The sequence below is a fragment of the Amycolatopsis sp. NPDC104819 genome (genome assembly GCF_055583145.1).
In genome coordinates this window covers 282,362-298,395 of sequence record NZ_JBVJON010000012.1, presented here as the reverse complement: position 1 = coordinate 298,395, position 16,034 = coordinate 282,362, and the positions used below count along the sequence as shown (strand labels likewise).

Annotated in this window: 16 protein-coding genes and 1 tRNA gene; 9 read left to right on the top strand and 8 right to left on the bottom strand. The window is 69.0% G+C overall.

What is annotated here, in order from left to right; translation table 11 throughout:
* The first annotated feature begins 2 nt into the window (after nt 1-2).
* Nucleotides 3-236 (top strand): NAD-dependent epimerase/dehydratase family protein, encoded by a 234-nt coding sequence (locus ACZ63E_RS34380; protein WP_465340378.1) that lies wholly within the window; start codon nt 3-5, stop codon nt 234-236.
* Here ACZ63E_RS34380 and ACZ63E_RS34375 read toward each other — a convergent pair.
* Both ACZ63E_RS34375 and ACZ63E_RS34370 read right to left on the bottom strand, forming a co-directional pair.
* Nucleotides 233-790, bottom strand: a complete 558-nt coding sequence (locus ACZ63E_RS34375) for an NUDIX domain-containing protein (RefSeq protein WP_465340377.1) — start codon at nt 788-790, stop codon at nt 233-235. The two genes, ACZ63E_RS34380 and ACZ63E_RS34375, sit on opposite strands and share 4 nt — an antisense overlap.
* A complete protein-coding gene (locus ACZ63E_RS34370) occupies nt 759-2,183 on the bottom strand; it encodes a helix-turn-helix domain-containing protein (protein ID WP_465340376.1) in 1,425 nt (474 codons plus the stop codon). The genes ACZ63E_RS34375 and ACZ63E_RS34370 overlap by 32 nt, the downstream gene beginning before the upstream one ends.
* Nucleotides 2,184-2,509: 326 nt before the next feature.
* Between ACZ63E_RS34370 and ACZ63E_RS34365 the strand changes: the two genes are divergently transcribed.
* The 4 genes from ACZ63E_RS34365 (at nt 2,510) to ACZ63E_RS34350 (ending at nt 5,327) form a co-directional block, all read left to right on the top strand.
* The gene (locus ACZ63E_RS34365) at nt 2,510-2,650 is read left to right on the top strand and encodes a hypothetical protein (RefSeq protein WP_465340375.1); all 141 of its coding nucleotides are present in this window, start codon (nt 2,510-2,512) and stop codon (nt 2,648-2,650) included.
* Nucleotides 2,651-2,903: 253 nt separating this feature from the next.
* Nucleotides 2,904-3,155, top strand: a complete 252-nt coding sequence (locus ACZ63E_RS34360) for a hypothetical protein (protein WP_465340374.1) — start codon at nt 2,904-2,906, stop codon at nt 3,153-3,155.
* 28 nt (nt 3,156-3,183) lie between these two features.
* Complete coding sequence (gene tgmB, locus ACZ63E_RS34355; RefSeq protein WP_465340373.1) at nt 3,184-4,155, top strand: ATP-grasp ribosomal peptide maturase; 972 nt, start codon at nt 3,184-3,186, stop codon at nt 4,153-4,155.
* Entirely contained in the window at nt 4,152-5,327 is a 1,176-nt protein-coding gene (locus tag ACZ63E_RS34350) for a methyltransferase domain-containing protein (protein ID WP_465340372.1), read from the top strand. Before tgmB ends, ACZ63E_RS34350 begins: the two co-directional genes overlap by 4 nt.
* A gap of 89 nt (nt 5,328-5,416) precedes the next feature.
* Here ACZ63E_RS34350 and ACZ63E_RS34345 read toward each other — a convergent pair.
* The 3 genes from ACZ63E_RS34345 to ACZ63E_RS34335 all read right to left on the bottom strand — a co-directional run bounded on the left by ACZ63E_RS34345 (nt 5,417) and on the right by ACZ63E_RS34335 (nt 6,498).
* Nucleotides 5,417-5,491: transfer RNA gene (locus ACZ63E_RS34345), tRNA-Val, on the bottom strand.
* A 42-nt stretch (nt 5,492-5,533) separates the two neighbouring features.
* Nucleotides 5,534-5,995 (bottom strand): peroxiredoxin, encoded by a 462-nt coding sequence (locus ACZ63E_RS34340; protein WP_465340370.1) that lies wholly within the window; start codon nt 5,993-5,995, stop codon nt 5,534-5,536.
* 71 nt (nt 5,996-6,066) lie between these two features.
* A complete protein-coding gene (locus ACZ63E_RS34335) occupies nt 6,067-6,498 on the bottom strand; it encodes a DUF3052 domain-containing protein (protein ID WP_465314426.1) in 432 nt (143 codons plus the stop codon).
* Between the two features lie 418 nt (nt 6,499-6,916).
* Between ACZ63E_RS34335 and aceE the strand changes: the two genes are divergently transcribed.
* Together aceE and ACZ63E_RS34325 are read left to right on the top strand one after the other, a co-directional pair.
* A complete protein-coding gene (aceE, locus tag ACZ63E_RS34330) occupies nt 6,917-9,712 on the top strand; it encodes a pyruvate dehydrogenase (acetyl-transferring), homodimeric type (RefSeq protein WP_465340369.1) in 2,796 nt (931 codons plus the stop codon).
* 83 nt (nt 9,713-9,795) lie between these two features.
* Nucleotides 9,796-11,007 carry an alpha-hydroxy acid oxidase gene (locus ACZ63E_RS34325; RefSeq protein ID WP_465340368.1) on the top strand — a complete coding sequence of 404 codons (1,212 nt, stop codon included), beginning with the start codon at nt 9,796-9,798 and terminating at the stop codon, nt 11,005-11,007.
* On the opposite strand, the gene ACZ63E_RS34320 is transcribed toward ACZ63E_RS34325, so the two are convergent.
* Nucleotides 11,004-11,747 carry an SDR family oxidoreductase gene (locus tag ACZ63E_RS34320; RefSeq protein WP_465340367.1) on the bottom strand — a complete coding sequence of 248 codons (744 nt, stop codon included), beginning with the start codon at nt 11,745-11,747 and terminating at the stop codon, nt 11,004-11,006. The two genes, ACZ63E_RS34325 and ACZ63E_RS34320, sit on opposite strands and share 4 nt — an antisense overlap.
* An 82-nt stretch (nt 11,748-11,829) precedes the next feature.
* On the opposite strand from ACZ63E_RS34320, the gene ACZ63E_RS34315 reads away from it, so the two are divergent.
* Both ACZ63E_RS34315 and ACZ63E_RS34310 read left to right on the top strand, forming a co-directional pair.
* On the top strand, nt 11,830-12,420 hold the full coding sequence (locus tag ACZ63E_RS34315) for a TetR/AcrR family transcriptional regulator (protein WP_465340366.1): 591 nt from the start codon (nt 11,830-11,832) through the stop codon (nt 12,418-12,420).
* A 142-nt stretch (nt 12,421-12,562) separates the two neighbouring features.
* Nucleotides 12,563-14,173 (top strand): L-lactate permease, encoded by a 1,611-nt coding sequence (locus tag ACZ63E_RS34310; protein ID WP_465340405.1) that lies wholly within the window; start codon nt 12,563-12,565, stop codon nt 14,171-14,173.
* Here the strand turns inward: ACZ63E_RS34310 and ACZ63E_RS34305 are convergent.
* Both ACZ63E_RS34305 and ACZ63E_RS34300 read right to left on the bottom strand, forming a co-directional pair.
* Nucleotides 14,154-14,792: a nicotinamide mononucleotide transporter family protein gene (locus ACZ63E_RS34305; RefSeq protein WP_465314420.1), complete on the bottom strand. Its 639-nt coding sequence runs from the start codon at nt 14,790-14,792 to the stop codon at nt 14,154-14,156. The two genes, ACZ63E_RS34310 and ACZ63E_RS34305, sit on opposite strands and share 20 nt — an antisense overlap.
* Nucleotides 14,793-14,978: 186 nt before the next feature.
* Entirely contained in the window at nt 14,979-15,755 is a 777-nt protein-coding gene (locus ACZ63E_RS34300) for a mechanosensitive ion channel family protein (RefSeq protein WP_465314419.1), read from the bottom strand.
* Nucleotides 15,756-16,034 lie beyond the last annotated feature (279 nt).

The window sequence follows — 16,034 nt, the reverse complement described above, 5'->3', positions numbered from 1 at the left end:
GCGTGAAGATCATCGTGCTGGGCGCGACCGGGCTCGTCGGCCGGGCCGTCACCGCCGCTCTCGAACCGCGTCACGAGGTCGTCCGCGTCTCGCGGACGGCCTCGGTGCGCGCCGATCTCCGGGATCCCGCTTCGCTCGACGCGCTGTTCGGCGAACCGGCCGACGCTGTCGTTTGCTGCGAGCCGGTGCAACAACGACAAGGCCACTTTCTGAGCGAACTGCCTAGCCCGAGCTAAGCGGTGCCGCGACCGAACTCCCCGTACAGAGCTTCACCGTCCAGCAGCGCCCGGTGCGCGAGTTCCACGCGCCGCGCCATGGATGGCCGCAGGCGCTGCTTGGCTGCGTCCACCTCCAAGAACTCGAACCGAGCCACCTCATCGGCCGCCGGCCGGATCGCGTCGGTCTGGTCTGCGCTGAGGATGCCACCGTCGAAGATGAGCTGAACGCTGTCACGCCAGACGCCGTGAGTCGGCATCCAGTCCACGAGCAACAGCCGACCGATCACCAGGTCAATGCCGAGTTCTTCGCGCACCTCTCGGTGACAGGCAGCCAGCGGCGACTCGTCGTCTTCGGTCAGGCCGCCAGGAATTTCGAGGAATGGCTTATAGGTCGGCGAGATGAACAGCACCCGGCCTGCCTCATCGCGGATGAGGACACCCGCGGCCACGTTCTTGCGCGGCAGCCGGGCTGCGATACCAGGATTGAACTCGACTTCGGGCTCGCCCTCGTCGCGAAAGTCGTGCGCGAACACTGTGCGGTCACCGCAGTGGTTCGGCTGCTCGTCGTTCAAGGGGCGCCTCGTTTGGTAGGAGCGCGGTCACCGTCTCCGTCAGCTCGCGGACCGGCTGCAGTTCCTGATGGCCATCCAGGCGAACCAGCAGGTCACGAACGATTCGGTGCGAGCGCTTCGACCGGGTGGCCGCCGCGGCTTCGGCCGCCATGCTCCCATAGTGGGCGCTTTGCTCCACGTCGTGCTCCAGCAGCGCCGCCCGGGCGAGTTGACCGGCGGCGAAGACCTGCCGCCTGACCTGCCGGCCGGCTCTACTCCACAACGTCTGGAGGTACGGTTCGGCTGCCTTGCGGTCACCGAGATCAAGCCAGGCTGAGCCGGCGAAGCTGGCAAAGACCGACTCGTCCCAGTGAGTCATCCAGTACGGCGTTTCGGCGGCGGGGGTGTGACGCTCGTACAAGACCTCCGCCCGGGTAAGAGCCTGCGTGCTGCCACTGGCGTCTCCGAGCGCCGCGCTGGCCGCCGCTTCAAGCATGGCCGCCTCCGTCGCGACGGCCGGCGACTGAGATGGCGCGCTCCGTTCAGCTGCCTGGGCCAATGTCAAAGCCTGGTCGGGCCGGTCCAGGTACAGCGCTTGGTGGCTCATCGTGGCCAGTACGAACGAGCCGTACGCTTGGTTACCGGCTTCCTGGGCGAAGCGCAGGGCTTGGATGAAGTAGTGCTGAGCCCGGCGGTGGAGCTGCGCGTCGTAGGCCATATAGCCGATGACCTCGCACAACACAGCGGCGGCCTGGAACAGCTCGCGGCGCACCGAGCCGGACGCGGGGCGGTGCAGCAGTGGCAGCACCCGGTCATTCAGGTACTTCGCGGCCAGTCCCCGGCTGTAATCCCCGCCGAACTGACGGTCCAGCTGGTCGAGGGACTTGGTCGTGGCAATGATCTCGTCGATGTCGCGCAGGCGAACGGGCTCGCCTGAACGCGGCACGTCGTCGATGATCGCACCGGCTCGCCAAGCCCGGATGGCTTGGGCGGGAAGCCGGCCGAAGAACGCTGCCGCTTGGTGGTCGGACACTCCGTGCGCGTCAACCAGCGCGACGGTCTCCAGTATGGTCAAGGCCTCATCGAGCGACGAGGTATACCGAGGCGCAGGCACCTCGGCCGATGGCTCAGACAGACGCGCCGATTTCGCCAGGCCGGACGTAACGGGCTGGGTGGCCGGGATCGGCTCCGCGGTTGTCCGAGAAGTGCCCTCCGCCAGGAGGGCTTCCAGCTCGGTCAGCGTCACCCCGAGCAACCGGGCCAGCTTCGGCCGCTTGTAAGGCAGCGGCTCGGCCTCGCCGCGCTCCCACGTGCCGATCGTCTTCGTGTCCATGCCGAGCTCGTGAGCGAGCGACTCCTGGGTGTAGATCGCGGCTTTGCGAGCCCGGATCAGCCCATGTCGCCGTCCGCCCATGAAATCGCCCCCTCGGTCACAATGCGAGATCATCACATTACCGCAGGTCAGACTGCTCGCCACCCCATCGGGCCGACATTCGCCCGGTTTCGTCCCCCTGGTGGACCAGGGACGGCCGCTCCATGGTCATTTCGGCACCCCCGGCGGTCACACCGCTCTCAGACCGACCAGGAAGCAGGGACGACATGACGGCTCGCGTAGGCCACTACAACCGGAGGCGACCGCCGACGCTCGCGCCTCGGCGCCGCCCCGGTAAAGCGAGCCACCGTCCAGCGGACGGGCGCTCCACTGCAATTGCCGTGAAACGGGTTGACGGAAAGGCCGACGTGAAGCGCGAGACCGGCGATCTCCGGTTCGAAACCGGAACCCTCGGTGGGAGCGACCTCAAGGAAGTCAGCGAGTTGCTCAAGGCGCTCGCCGAAGTCTCGACCGCCGAGCCCAAATCACCCGAGCCGCCGGCATCGTGAACGGCGGGGTGCTGGCGGTGCTGGTCGTCATGGCCGTTCCAGTGGTTCTGGTGGTCGTGCTGCTGCTCTCGGACGCCCGGCACAACCGCCGGGTCCGGTCCCAGCCCGAGCGGACGGTGGCCGGTATCCGCAGCCGTGTCAAGTACGAGTACGCCGAGGTCCGCGCTGCGCGAAGAAACTCACAACCCGTGTCGTCGACAGCCTGCACCAGCTGCCGAAGTTCTTGTGTTGTGACAGGAAAGGAAAACAGCAGATGACTACCACCGAGCTGCCCGTCATCGATGCCGACAAGCGGTTCGCACTCGGGCCGCCATTGGGGTGGACGCCCACGTCCGGACGAGTTTCGGACACCGCGGCAACACCCTTTGGCCTCACCCTTCGGACCACGCCCAGCCGCGTCGATATTCGCGGCGGCAAAAATAACGCCACGGAAGCGGTCACCGAGATCACCAGTGACGGCAGCGGCGAGGACGAAGACGTGCGATTCGACGTTACTGACGACTAGCAGCCCGGCGAGGAGACAGACACCAGCGATGAATCCGCAAACTTCTGCCGGCACCGTGCTGGTGCTAACCGAGGCGAGCGACACGACGGCTGATCTCGTGATCAAGGAGCTGGCCGACCGGGGCGCGCCGGTGATGCGCGTCGACACCGCCGACTTCCCGCTCTCACTCCAGGTGAGCGCGCGCTTCGACGGCACGTGGCACGGCGAGATTCGCAGCGCGGATCACTCCGTCGAGCTGAACGACATCCGCAGCATCTACGTACGCCGACCAACAATGTTCAAGTTCCCGGAGGTGATGACCGATGCCGAGCAGCGGTTCGCGGGCCGGGAAGCTCGCCGAGGAATCGGCGGGCTGCTCCTGAGCCTGCTTTGCACCTGGGTCAACCACCCATCCCGGGCGGCCGACGCCGAGTACAAGCCGTTCCAGCTCCAGGCCGCGGCCGCGGCCGGGCTATCGGTGCCGCGCACTGTGATCACCAACGCCCCGGAGCGCGCCGCCGAGCACGGCGCATTCCTGGGACCGGCAGCCGTGTACAAAGCACTTGCGTCGGCGACCGTCGCCGATGGCAACCGGGTGGCCTTCATTCCGACGACCAAGGTGTCGGCTTCGGGCATGGCTGATCTCCGCGTGGCGCTGACCGCACACCAGTTCCAGCAGCGGGTGCCGAAAGTCCGCGACGTACGGGCGACCGTGGTCGGCCGCCGCGTCTTCGCAGCCGACATCCTGTCACCCGACACGGACATGATCGACTGGCGGACGAACTATGCGGCGCTTCGCTACGAGCCGGTCAACCTCCCAGGCGAGGTCGAAACCTCCTTGCTCGCCCTGCTTGACCACCTTGGCCTCGTCTTCGCGGCAGCCGATTTCGTCGTGACGGCAGACGGCCGGCACCACTTCGTCGACCTGAACCCGAGCGGGCAATGGGGTTGGATTCAGCAAGCGACCGGGCTTCCCATCGCCGCAGCCCTCGCCGCGCACCTGACAGGAGAAGACCGGTGATCGATCTCGACAGCCGGCTACAGCGACTGGCCGACGAACTCAACCACGCCTTGATCCGGCAACTGGTCGACAAGGGAGCACTGACCACGCGCGAGTGGCAAGCCGCGATCGAGGAGATCCCCCGGCACTTGTTCGCGCCGAAGTTCACCTTGCCGGACAACCTGGGCGGCCACGCACACGATGCCGCGGACATTGTCCGGCGTGAACACTGGCTGCGCGCGATCTACCACGACGAGGCGCTGTTGACCGACTTCGACGGGCAAGGCGTCCTCGTCAGCTCGTGTTCCGCCCCAACCGTGGTGTCCACCATGCTGGAGGAGAGCGGAGCCACCGAGGGCGACTCCGTGCTGGAGATCGGCACGGGCACCGGGTGGACTGCCGCCCTGCTGTCACACCGCCTGGGATCGGGGTCGGTGACGTCGGTCGACGTCAACCCGGCGTACGTGGACCAGGCCCGGGAGCGGCTGGACGATCTCGGCTTCGCCCCGACGCTCGCGGTGGCGGACGGGTATCTCGGCTATCGGCAGCGCGCCCCGTATGACCGGATCATCGCTACGGCGTCGCTGCGACGGATACCTCCGGCCTGGCTTGAGCAGCTCCGGCCCGGCGGGACGATCCTCACCGACATCCGAGGGGCCTTCGGGGGCAACCTGGCTCGCCTGACAGTGGGCGCCGACCGGACCGCCCGCGGCCGGTTCTTGTCCACGAAGGTGAACTTCATGCCGCTGCGAAGCCCGGACCAACCGTTCCGCCCCGTCCCCGAGTTGTCCAGCCGCGCTGTCCACGAGGCCGGCTCGGGCCGCACTACCCAGCTGGCTCCCGGGGTGCTGCGGGAGCGCGGGCGCGTGTTCGCGTTCTTCGCCCAGCTGGCGATGCCCGGAACCTCATCCGGGCACGTCAAGGTCACGGACGGCCCGTTGTACTTCTGCCTGACCGACCCCAGTACCGGGTCCTGGGCGCGGGTAGCCACCATGCAGGGTGATCCGGAAGCCGACCGCCAGGTCACCCAAGGCGGTGACCGGCGGCTGTGGAACGAACTGGAGGCCGCGCACGAGCTGTGGCTCCAGCTCGGGCGGCCACTCCCGGCGGACTTCACCATCTTGATCACACCGGAGGGAGAGCAGATTCTGGCCCTTCCGGACACGGACACGCACTGGTCATTGCCGCTGTAGCGAGACGAGGAAGCAGCAGCTCCGGCGTCGCACTATGAAGTACGTCACGGCCCGGTCGTCCTCTAAACGACTTCTCATTTACGAGCACGTGGTGGGCGCAGCAGGGTTCGAACCTGCGACCGCTCGGGTGTAAGCCGAGTGCTCTTCCGCTGAGCTATGCGCCCGCCAGCGGCGGTCCCCACCCAGGGGGCCGCCGCCGGGAAACCTCACACCAGTTCGGCGACGGCCTTCTTCCAGGCCTGCTGGTCGCGGGCCTCGCCCGGGGCGTTGACCTCGGCGAACCTGACCACACCGGAGGTGTCGACCAGGAACGTGCCGCGGACCGCCAGGCCCGCCTGCTCGTTGAAGACGCCGTACGCGCGGGCCACCTCGCCGTGCGGCCAGAAGTCGGACAGCAGCGGGAACTGGTAGCCCTCCTTCTCGGCCCACGCCTTCAGCGAAAACGGCGTGTCCACCGAGACACCCAGCACCTGGACGCCCTTGCCGTCGTAGTCCGCGAACTCGTCACGGAGCTGGCAGAGCTCGCCCGTGCAGATGCCGCTGAACGCGAACGGGTAGAAGACCACCAGCACCGGCTTGTCACCCCGGAAGGACGACAGCTGGACCGGCTGCTTGTTGTAGTCGTTGAGCGTGAAGTCAGGGGCCTCAGAGCCGACCTCGAGGGCCATACCGCGTTTCCTCTCCCGAACGGACACGTGCCTGCGACGACAACCCTATCGTGTCACCCGGGCGAGCCGGTTCAGCGCTGCTTGGACTTCGACTTGGGGGACACCAGCCGGGTGCCGATCCAGTTCGCCCCCACACTCATGTTGGCGGTCTGGGCCAGCCCGACGGCAGGGACCGCTTCGGCGATCTCGCTCGGCTCGACGTGCCCGGGCTGTCCCGTCTTCGGGGTCAGGACCCAGATCACGCCGGTTTCTTCCAGGGGGCCCCTGGCGTCGATGAGCGCGTCGCCGAGGTCGCCGTCGTCTTCGCGCCACCACAGCAGCACCACGTCGATGACCTCGTCGGCTTCCTCGTCGAGGATGTCCCCGCCGATCTGCTCCTCGATCGCCGCGCGGACGTCGTCGTCGACGTCCTCGTCCCAGCCGATCTCCTGGACCACCATCTCGGGCTTGATGCCGAGCCTCTCGGCGACGCTGCTCTGATCAGCGTCTCCCGCGGCGACCACTGCTTTCACTCCTCCAACTACGACGGAGCGTGGCGGTCCGGCACCCTCGTGGAGGGTACGGCTGCGCCACACTCGGCTACCCGGTTGCCGATAGCGAACACTGGTGCGGCGCTGCGCGCAACCGTCCACACCGGATCTTTGACAACTCGTGTCGCAGGATACGGGGCGGCGGGGACCCGCCGCGACGGCGTTTCGGGTGCCTCCGGCGACCGGTCTGGCACCCCGCCAGGACCCGTCCCCTAGGGTGGGGAGGAAGAAAACGCGCGCGCGATACACCGCGCGCTGGGAGTGGCTCGCCCGGGTCGGCCGATGTTACCGCCAAGTAGCGGTGCGGAAGCCGGGACGGAAGACGACGATGGAGAGTCGTACACCCCCGCGTACGAGCACCACCGGCTACAACTTTTCGCAAGGAGACCCCTTGGCCCCGCAGAACGACGGCGCCTCCGGCAAGGAGACCCCGGCACGCGTACGCGTCATCCGTGACGGATTGGCGGCGCACCTGCCCGACATCGACCCGGAGGAGACCGCCGAGTGGCTGGACTCCTTCGACGAGGCGCTGGCCAGGGGAGGTCAGCAGCGGGCCCGGTACCTGATGCTGCGCATCCTGGAGCGCGCCCGCGAACGCCACGTCGGCGTGCCGGCGCTCACGTCGACGGACTACGTCAACACCATCCCGACGGAGAACGAGCCCTGGTTCCCCGGCGACGAGGAGATCGAGCGCCGCTACCGCGCCTACATCCGGTGGAACGCCGCGATCATGGTGCACCGGGCGCAGCGCCCGGGCGTCGGCGTCGGCGGGCACATCTCGACCTACGCCTCCTCCGCCGCGCTGTACGAAGTCGGGTTCAACCACTTCTTCCGCGGCAAGGACCACTCGGGTGGGGGCGACCACGTCTACCTCCAGGGTCACGCCTCCCCCGGCACCTACGCCCGCGCGTTCCTCGAAGGCCGGCTGACCGAGCAGCAGCTCGACGGCTTCCGCCAGGAGTTCTCGCACGCCGGCGAGGGCGGCGGCCTGCCGTCGTACCCGCACCCGCGGCTGATGCCGGAGTTCTGGGAGTACCCGACGGTGTCCATGGGCCTCGGCCCGATGAACGCCATCTACCAGGCCCGGTTCAACCGCTACCTGCGCGACCGCGGCATCAAGGACACCAGCGACCAGCACGTCTGGGCGTTCCTCGGCGACGGCGAGATGGACGAGCCCGAGTCGCGCGGCCTGATCCACGTCGCGGCGCACGAGGGCCTCGACAACCTGACCTTCGTGATCAACTGCAACCTGCAGCGGCTCGACGGCCCGGTGCGCGGCAACGGCAAGATCATCCAGGAGCTGGAGTCGTACTTCCGCGGCGCCGGCTGGAACGTCATCAAGGTCATCTGGGGCCGCGAGTGGGACTCGCTGCTGCACGCCGACCGCGACGGCGCCCTGGTCAACCTGATGAACGTGACGCCGGACGGCGACTACCAGACGTACAAGGCCAACGACGGCGCGTTCGTCCGTGAGCACTTCTTCGGCCGCGACCCGCGGACGAAGGACCTGGTCAAGGACCTCTCCGACGCCGACATCTGGAACCTCAAGCGCGGCGGCCACGACTACCGCAAGGTGTACGCGGCGTACAAGTCGGCGCTGGAGCACCACGGCCAGCCGACGGTGATCCTGGCCCACACGATCAAGGGTTACGGCCTGGGCCCGGCGTTCGAGGGCCGCAACGCCACGCACCAGATGAAGAAGCTCACCCTCGACGACCTCAAGCTGTTCCGCGACTCGCAGCGGATCCCGATCAGCGACGAGGAGCTCGAGCGCGACCCGAAGCTGCCGCCGTACTACCACCCGGGCGCGAACTCGCCCGAGATCGAGTACATGGTCGGCCGCCGCAAGGCGCTCGGCGGCTTCCTGCCCGAGCGGCGCCCGAAGGCGTCGAAGGCGCTCGTGCTGCCCGGCGACAAGGTCTACGAGGGCCTGCGCAAGGGCTCCGGCAAGCAGGAGGTCGCCACGACGATGGCGTTCGTCCGGCTGGTCCGTGAGCTGGCGAAGGACTCCGAGATCGGCAAGCGCGTCGTCCCGATCATCCCGGACGAGGCCCGCACCTTCGGCCTCGACTCGATGTTCCCGACGGCCAAGATCTACAACCCGCACGGCCAGACCTACACCTCGGTCGACGCGAGCCTGATGCTGGCCTACAAGGAGTCCGAAAAGGGCCAGCTGCTGCACGAGGGCATCAACGAGGCCGGCTCGACCGCGTCGTTCACCGCCGTCGGCACGTCGTACGCGACGCACGGCGAGCCGATGATCCCGATCTACATCTTCTACTCGATGTTCGGGTTCCAGCGCACCGGCGACGGCCTCTACGCCGCCGCCGACCAGATGGCCCGCGGGTTCGTCCTCGGCGCCACCGCCGGCCGGACCACCCTGACGGGTGAGGGCCTGCAGCACGCGGACGGGCACTCGCTGCTGCTGGCGGCGACCAACCCGGCCGCGGTGGCCTACGACCCGTCGTGGTCGTTCGAGATCGCGCACATCGTGAAGGACGGCCTGCGCCGGATGTACGGCGAGACCGGCCCGGACGGCAACGGCGAGAACGTCTTCTACTACATGACGATCTACAACGAGCCGTACCAGCAGCCCGCCGAGCCGGAGAACCTCGACGTCGACGGCCTGCTGAAGGGCCTGTACAAGTACGCGGACGCGCCCTCGGGAGACGGTCCGGAGGTGCAGATCCTCGTCTCGGGCGTCACGATGCCGGACGCGCTCAAGGCGCAGAGGCTGCTCGCCGAGGAGTGGGGTGTGCGGGCGTCGGTCTGGTCGGCGACGTCGTGGACCGAGCTGCGGCGCGAGGCCGTGGAGATCGACCACGACAACCTGCTCTACCCGGGCAGCGAGCCGCGCGTGCCGTACGTGACCGAGAAGCTTTCACGCGCGAACGGCCCGGTCGTGGCGGTGTCGGACTGGATGCGCGCGGTGCCGGACCTGATCCGCCCGTACGTGCCGACCGACATGCTGACGCTGGGCACCGACGGGTTCGGGTTCTCCGACACCCGGCCGGCGGCGCGGCGGAAGTTCCTGGTCGACGCCGAGTCGATCACCGTCGGCGCGCTGTCGATCCTGGCCAAGCGCGGCGAGGTCGACGCGGCGAAGGTCCTCGAAGCGGCCACGAAGTACCGGCTCGACGACATCGCGGCCGCCGGGCCGCAGACGTCGGATTCCGGTAGCGCGTGACCTGGTGCTAGAAAGGGACCCGGCAGACATCCGATGTCTGCCGGGTCCCGCTCGCCGTGTTGGTCGTCAGGGAGTTGATGAAGGTGACGAAGCGCCGACTGCCGAAGCCGGACGAGCTGAAGCAGATCCTGCGGCCGAAGCCGATCGTGCTGAACCCGACCGACCGGCGGCTGGCGAACGCGCACACCATCGCCGACCTGCGGACGATCGCGCGCAAGCGCACTCCCCGGGCGGCCTTCGACTACACCGACGGCGCGGCCGAGCTCGAAGACAGCCTGCGCCGCGCGCGGCAGGCCTACCGGCGGATCGAGTTCCACCCGAACGTGCTGCGCGGAGTGTCCGATGTGGACACCACACGCGAGATCCTCGGGAAGACGTCCGCGCTGCCGTTCGCCTTCGCCCCCACCGGGTTCACCCGGATGATGCAGCACGAGGGCGAGAGCGCGGTGGCGCGCGTCGCCGAGCGCAACGGCATCCCGGTCGGCCTCTCGACGATGGCGACCACGTCGATCGAGGACCTCGCGGCCGCCGCGCCCGGCGCGCGCAAGTGGTTCCAGCTCTACGTCTGGCGCGACCACGGCGCGGGTGAAGATCTGATGAATCGCGCGTGGGAGCACGGCTACGACACCCTCATGCTGACCGTGGACACCCCGGTCGGCGGCGCCCGCCTGCGTGACGTCCGCAACGGCCTGACCATCCCGCCGGCGCTGACCCTCAAGACGTTCCTCGACGGCGCGACGCACCCGGCGTGGTGGTTCAACCTGCTGACCACCGAGCCGCTGAACTTCGCCTCGCTCAACCACTTCGGCGGCACCGTCGCCGAACTGCTGAACAAGCTCTTCGACCCGACGCTCAACTTCGACGACCTCGACTGGGTGCGCCGGACCTGGCCCGGGAAGCTCGTGGTGAAGGGCGTGCAGAACGTCGACGACGCCCGCGACGTCGTCAAGCACGGCGCCGACGCGGTCCTGATCTCGAACCACGGCGGCCGCCAGCTCGACCGCGCCCCGACGCCCCTGGAGCTGCTCCCGGCGGTGCTGGACGAGCTCCAGGGCGGCGCCGAGGTCTGGATCGACACGGGCATCCTCTCGGGCGGCGACATCGTGGCGGCGATCGCCCGCGGCGCCGACGCGGTGCTGGTCGGCCGCGCGTTCCTGTACGGCCTGATGGCCGGCGGTGAGCGCGGGGTCCAGCGCTGCGTCGACATCCTGCGGACGGAGCTGGTCCGCACGATGCAGCTGCTGGGCGTCCGGACCCTGAAGGACCTGACACCCTCGCACGCCACCCTGCGTTAGACCTGCGCCTGGCCACCGTCGACGAAGAACTCGACGCCGTTGACGAAGCTCGCCTCGTCGGTCGCCAGGAACAGCGCCGCCGCGGCGATCTCGCTCGGGTCGCCCAGGCGCCCGAGCGGCACCTGGCTCGCCATGCCGTCCACGAGCTGCTGCCGCGCGTCCGGCTCGGCCAGGCCGAGCAGGCCCGGGGTGAGCGTCGGCCCGGGGCTGAGCACGTTGACGCGGATTCCCTTGCCCTGCAGGTCGAGCGCCCAGGTGCGGGCGAAGCTGCGGACGGCGGACTTCGTCGACGCGTAGACGCTCATGCCCGGCGCCACGCGCGTCGACGTCGTCGAGCCGGTGAGGATGACCGACGCCTTGTCGTTCAGCAGCGGCAGGGCCTTCTGCACGGTGAAGACGACGCCCTTGACGTTCGTGCCGAAGGTCGCGTCGAACTGCGCCTCGGTGATCTCGCCGAGCGGCTGGGTCACGCCACCGCCCGAGTTGGCCACGACGACGTCGAGACCGCGGCCGCGCTCGGCGATCACCCGGTAGACCTCGTCGAGGTCGGTGAGGTTCGAGGAGTCGGCGCGGATCGCCTGGACGCTGCCGCCGATCTCGGCGACGGCGTCGTCGAGGACCTCCTTGCGCCGCCCGGTGATCACGACGTGCGCGCCTTCGGCCGCGAACCGCTTCGCGATGCCCAGGCCGATGCCGGTCCCGGCGCCGGTCACCAGTGCCGTCTTGTCCTTCAGGTTCATCTCGCCCTCCAAATTCTTGACTATCTCGTCCAGAACGTACGCGGTTCTGGACGAGATAGTCAAGAATGGGTAGGCTGGCTTCATGGCGAGACCCCGGAGCTTCGACGAGGCCGCGGTCCTGCGCGCCGCACGGGACCAGTTCTGGGCGACCGGTTACGCGGGTACGAAGATCGACGACATCGCGGCGGCGACCGGCCTCGGCAAGGGCAGCCTCTACGGCGCCTTCGGGGACAAGCACGCGCTGTTCCTGCGCGTCTACGACGACTACTGCACCGAGGCCACCGAAGGCACCCGGCGCGCGCTGTCCGGGCCGGACGCCACCGCCTACCAGCGGCTGCGCGAGCACGTCCTGGCGATCGCCGCGGACACCGCGGCCGATCACGACCGGCGCGGCTGCCTGATCGCGAAGAGCACGGCGGAGTGCGCGCAGCACGACGAAGCCATCGCCGCCCGGTCCGAGCGCGCGTTCCGCGAGCTGCACGCCCAGCTGGCGGACTGCATCGCGGCGGCCCAGCGCGCCGGCGACATCGCCGGCGGCCACGACCCGGCCCACCTGGCGAGCCTCCTGCTCGCCGTCAACCGCGGCATCGAAGCACTCGGCAAGGGCGGTTCAAGCCCGGCGGAGCTGCAGACGATCGCCGAGACCACGCTGGCCGTCCTGCCGAAGCCGTAACTCGCGTTACCGCCTGACCCGTTGGGCCAACCGGACTCAACTTCTTGACGGACCGCCTGGTTTGTGACGAAGATCTCGGGCACTCGCCGAAAGGCCGTTTTCGCATCGTGGAAAACGGAGGTCGCCCGTGTTCGTGCAGGCCCTGTTCATTCAAGACGTGACTCCCCTCGGCTCGCTGGGCCTGTCTGCGCTCGTCGCCGTGCTGCCGCTGGCCACCGTCCTCGTCCTCCTCGGCGTCGTCCGGATGCGGGCGCACCACGCCGCTCTGATCGGGCTGCTGGTCGCGCTCGTCGTCGGGATCGCCGCGTTCGGGATGCCGGTCGTCCAGGCCGTCTCCGGCGCGCTGTCGGGCGCCGCGTTCGGGTTGTGGCCGATCATGTGGATCGTCGTCAACGCGCTGTGGATCTACCGGCTCACCGTGCGGACCGGGCACTTCGACGTCCTGCGCCGCTCGTTCGGCCGGATCTCCGACGACCCGCGGATCCAGGCGCTGATCATCGCCTTCTGCTTCGGCGCGCTGATGGAGGCCCTCGCCGGCTTCGGCGCGCCGGTCGCGATCAGCGCCGTGATGCTGGTGGCCGTCGGCTTCCACCCGGTGAAGGCCGCCGTCGTCGCGCTGGTCGCGAACACCGCCCCGGTCGCGTTCGGCGCCATGGGCACCCCGGTCGTCACGCTCGCCCAGGTCACCGGGCTGCCGCTGGAGCAGGTCTCCTCGATCGTCGGCCGCCAGACGCCGTTGCTCGCGCTGGTCGTGCCGCTGCTGCTGGTGATCATCGTCGACGGCAAGCGCGGCCTGCGCGACACCTGGCTGCCCGCGCTGGTCTGCGGGGTCGCGTTCGGGCTCGTGCAGTTCCTCGCGTCGAACTTCGTCTCGCCGCAGCTGGCCGACATCGGCGCGGCGCTCGCCGGCGCGGCCGCGCTCGTGGCGCTCCCCCAGACCCGCCGCGCGGTGCCCGAGTCCGTCCGGATCGGCACGGGCGGCGCGGCCACCGAGGAGACGCCGCCGGAAGACTCCCGCAACGACGTCGTCAAGGCCTACCTGCCCTACCTCCTGATCATCGTGATCTTCTCGGTCGCCGTGCTGCCGCCGGTCAAGAAGCTGCTCGACAAGGCGACGTGGAAGTTCCACTGGCCGGGCCTGAACGTCGCGGGGCCGAACGGGAAACCGGTGTCCGGCAACACCTTCTCGCTGCCGTTCCTCAACACCGGCGGCACGCTGGTGCTGCTGGCCGGCATCCTGACGACGGTGCTGCTGGCGGTGTCGGCGAGCGGCGCCGCGAGCGAGTGGCTGGCCACGGTGAAGGAGCTGCGGTTCGCGATCCTCACCGTCACCGGGGTGCTCGCGCTGGCCTACGTGATGAACCTGTCCGGCCAGACGAGCACGATCGGCACGTTCATCGCGGCCGCCGGCGCGGGCCTGGCGTTCCTCTCCCCGGTGCTGGGCTGGTTCGGCGTCGCCGTCTCGGGCTCGGACACCTCGGCGAACGCGCTGTTCGGCGCGTTGCAGGTGACGGCGGCGAACAAGACGGGCCTGCCCGCGGACCTGCTCGCCGCGGCCAACAGCTCCGGCGGGGTGCTCGGCAAGATGGTCTCGCCGCAGAACCTCACGATCGCGTGTGTCGCCGCGAACCTGCCCGGTGAAGAGGGCAAGCTCCTGCGGAAGGTGCTGCCGTGGAGCGTCGGGCTGCTGCTGGTGATGTGCCTGATCGTGTGGGGTCAGAGCACGCCGGTGCTCAGCTGGATGCTGCCATGACGTCGTGGGCGGCGATCGTCTGCTTCGCGGAGCGGTTCCAGCTCCACCAGCCGTGCACGACGAGCCCGGCGAAGACGATGTAGATCGCGGCGGAGAAGTAGAGCCCGGACGAGATCTGCAGCGGCACGCCGATCGCGTCGACGACCAGCCAGACCAGCCAGAACTCGACGAGCCCCGCACCCTGCGCCCCGAAGGCGACGAGGGTCCCGACGAAGATGGCGGCGTCCGGCCAGGGCGCCCACGACGCGTGCAGCGCGTCCAGGACCAGCGCCATCACGGTGGTGCCGACGACGAAGGCGCCGAGCATGGCCAGGCGTTCGACGAGCCGGCCCTGCCGCACGACGACGCCGAAGACGGGGTCCTGGCGGCGCGTCCAGGCCCACCAGCCGTAGACGGAGATGGCGAGGATGGCGACCTGCCGGGCGGCGAGCCCCCCGAGGTGCGCGGAGACGTAGACGGCGAAGAGCAGGACGGTCGCCCCGACCTGCACGGGCCACGTCCACAAGGTGCGACGCTGAGCGAGGAAGACCACGGCCAGCGCGAACACCTGCCCGGCGAGCTCCGCGATCGAGATCCACTGTCCGAGCACGGTGATCCCGTGGTGCAGCAGGAAGTCCACGACACGCCCCTTTCGTCCTCCCGCTCCAACATGCTCCGCGAAGGGTGAATTCCCCAGAGACTGTGAGCGGCGAGACATCCCGAGGCGTGGGACCAAACCGTCCCAATGTGGCGCGAGGGGTGCGGCAGGAAAGGGCCCGGCGGCTTCCCCGTCCGCCGGGCCCGTCCCGTCAACCGCTGAGCCCGCTCAGACCTGCGGGCGCTGCATGCCCGCCGGCGGAGTCGGGGTGTTGTCGGCGCCCACGGTCGCCCGCGGCGGGGCGCTCGTGCCCATCTCGCCCGTGCGCTGGGCCGGGGTCTCGGCCAGCTGCTGCTGCATGTTCGCCATCCAGCCGCGCCAGCGGTCCTGAGCCGGCTTGATGAGGCCGCCGCCGAAGCCGACCACGATCACTCCACCGATCGTCGCCAGGACCGCGATCAGGACCGGGCCGGTGATCGCCGTCGCGATGTTCACCTGGCCGAGGGCCGCGATGATGCCGAACGCCATGATCAGCCAGTACGCGCCGGTCGCCAGGTAACGGCCGGCCGGGCGGCCCGACATCGCCGACGAGACGACGTCACGCACGACCTTCGCGATCGCCGCCGCGACCACGATCAGCACCAGCGCGACCACGATCCGCGGCAGGAACGCGATGATGTCGTTGAGCAGCTGGCTCACCGGGTTGGTCGGCCCGAACACGCCGAACGCCAGCTGCAGCGCGATCAGCAGAATGAAGTAGTAGACCAGTTTCACGAGGATCCCGGCGGCGTCGATCTTCTGCTGGCCGATGCTGGCGGAAAGGCCGGTCTTCTCGATCAGCTTGCCGAACCCGACCTTTCCGAGGACCAGACTCAGCCCTTTCGACACCGCCTTCGCGATCAGCCAGCCGATCAGCAGGATGATCAGGAATCCGACGAGTTTCGGCACGAACGTGGCGACGAGGTTCCACGCCTGCCCGAGTCCGTCCTTCAGTTGCTGGCCCATGTCCGACTCCCTCTAGGTGTTCGCACCGAATCACGATTCGGGTGGTGCGCGGTGTTGTGCACCGGATCGTTGATCAGGTACCCAGCCGCGGCAACTCGTGCGCCCCACGATCGAGTGAGACGACTGGCGCGCGAAGATCAGCCACGGCCATACTGGTTCTACCGGTGGGGACCGGGGAGACGAGGCCGTCCGGCGCAGCGTAAACCGCAAGCGCCGGGCGGCCTCGAGCATTTACCGGGTATACAAAACCGGCCCCCGGAAGCCGAAGCTCCCGAGGGC

Coding starts and splice junctions, on each gene's coding strand:
- ACZ63E_RS34370 (WP_465340376.1), bottom strand. CDS start 2,183: ATGGGCGGACGGCGACATGGGCTGATCCGGGCTCGCAAAGCCGCGATC.
- ACZ63E_RS34360 (WP_465340374.1), top strand. CDS start 2,904: ATGACTACCACCGAGCTGCCCGTCATCGATGCCGACAAGCGGTTCGCA.
- tgmB (WP_465340373.1), top strand. CDS start 3,184: ATGAATCCGCAAACTTCTGCCGGCACCGTGCTGGTGCTAACCGAGGCG.
- ACZ63E_RS34340 (WP_465340370.1), bottom strand. CDS start 5,995: ATGGCCCTCGAGGTCGGCTCTGAGGCCCCTGACTTCACGCTCAACGAC.
- ACZ63E_RS34320 (WP_465340367.1), bottom strand. CDS start 11,747: ATGAACCTGAAGGACAAGACGGCACTGGTGACCGGCGCCGGGACCGGC.
- ACZ63E_RS34315 (WP_465340366.1), top strand. CDS start 11,830: ATGGCGAGACCCCGGAGCTTCGACGAGGCCGCGGTCCTGCGCGCCGCA.
- ACZ63E_RS34300 (WP_465314419.1), bottom strand. CDS start 15,755: ATGGGCCAGCAACTGAAGGACGGACTCGGGCAGGCGTGGAACCTCGTC.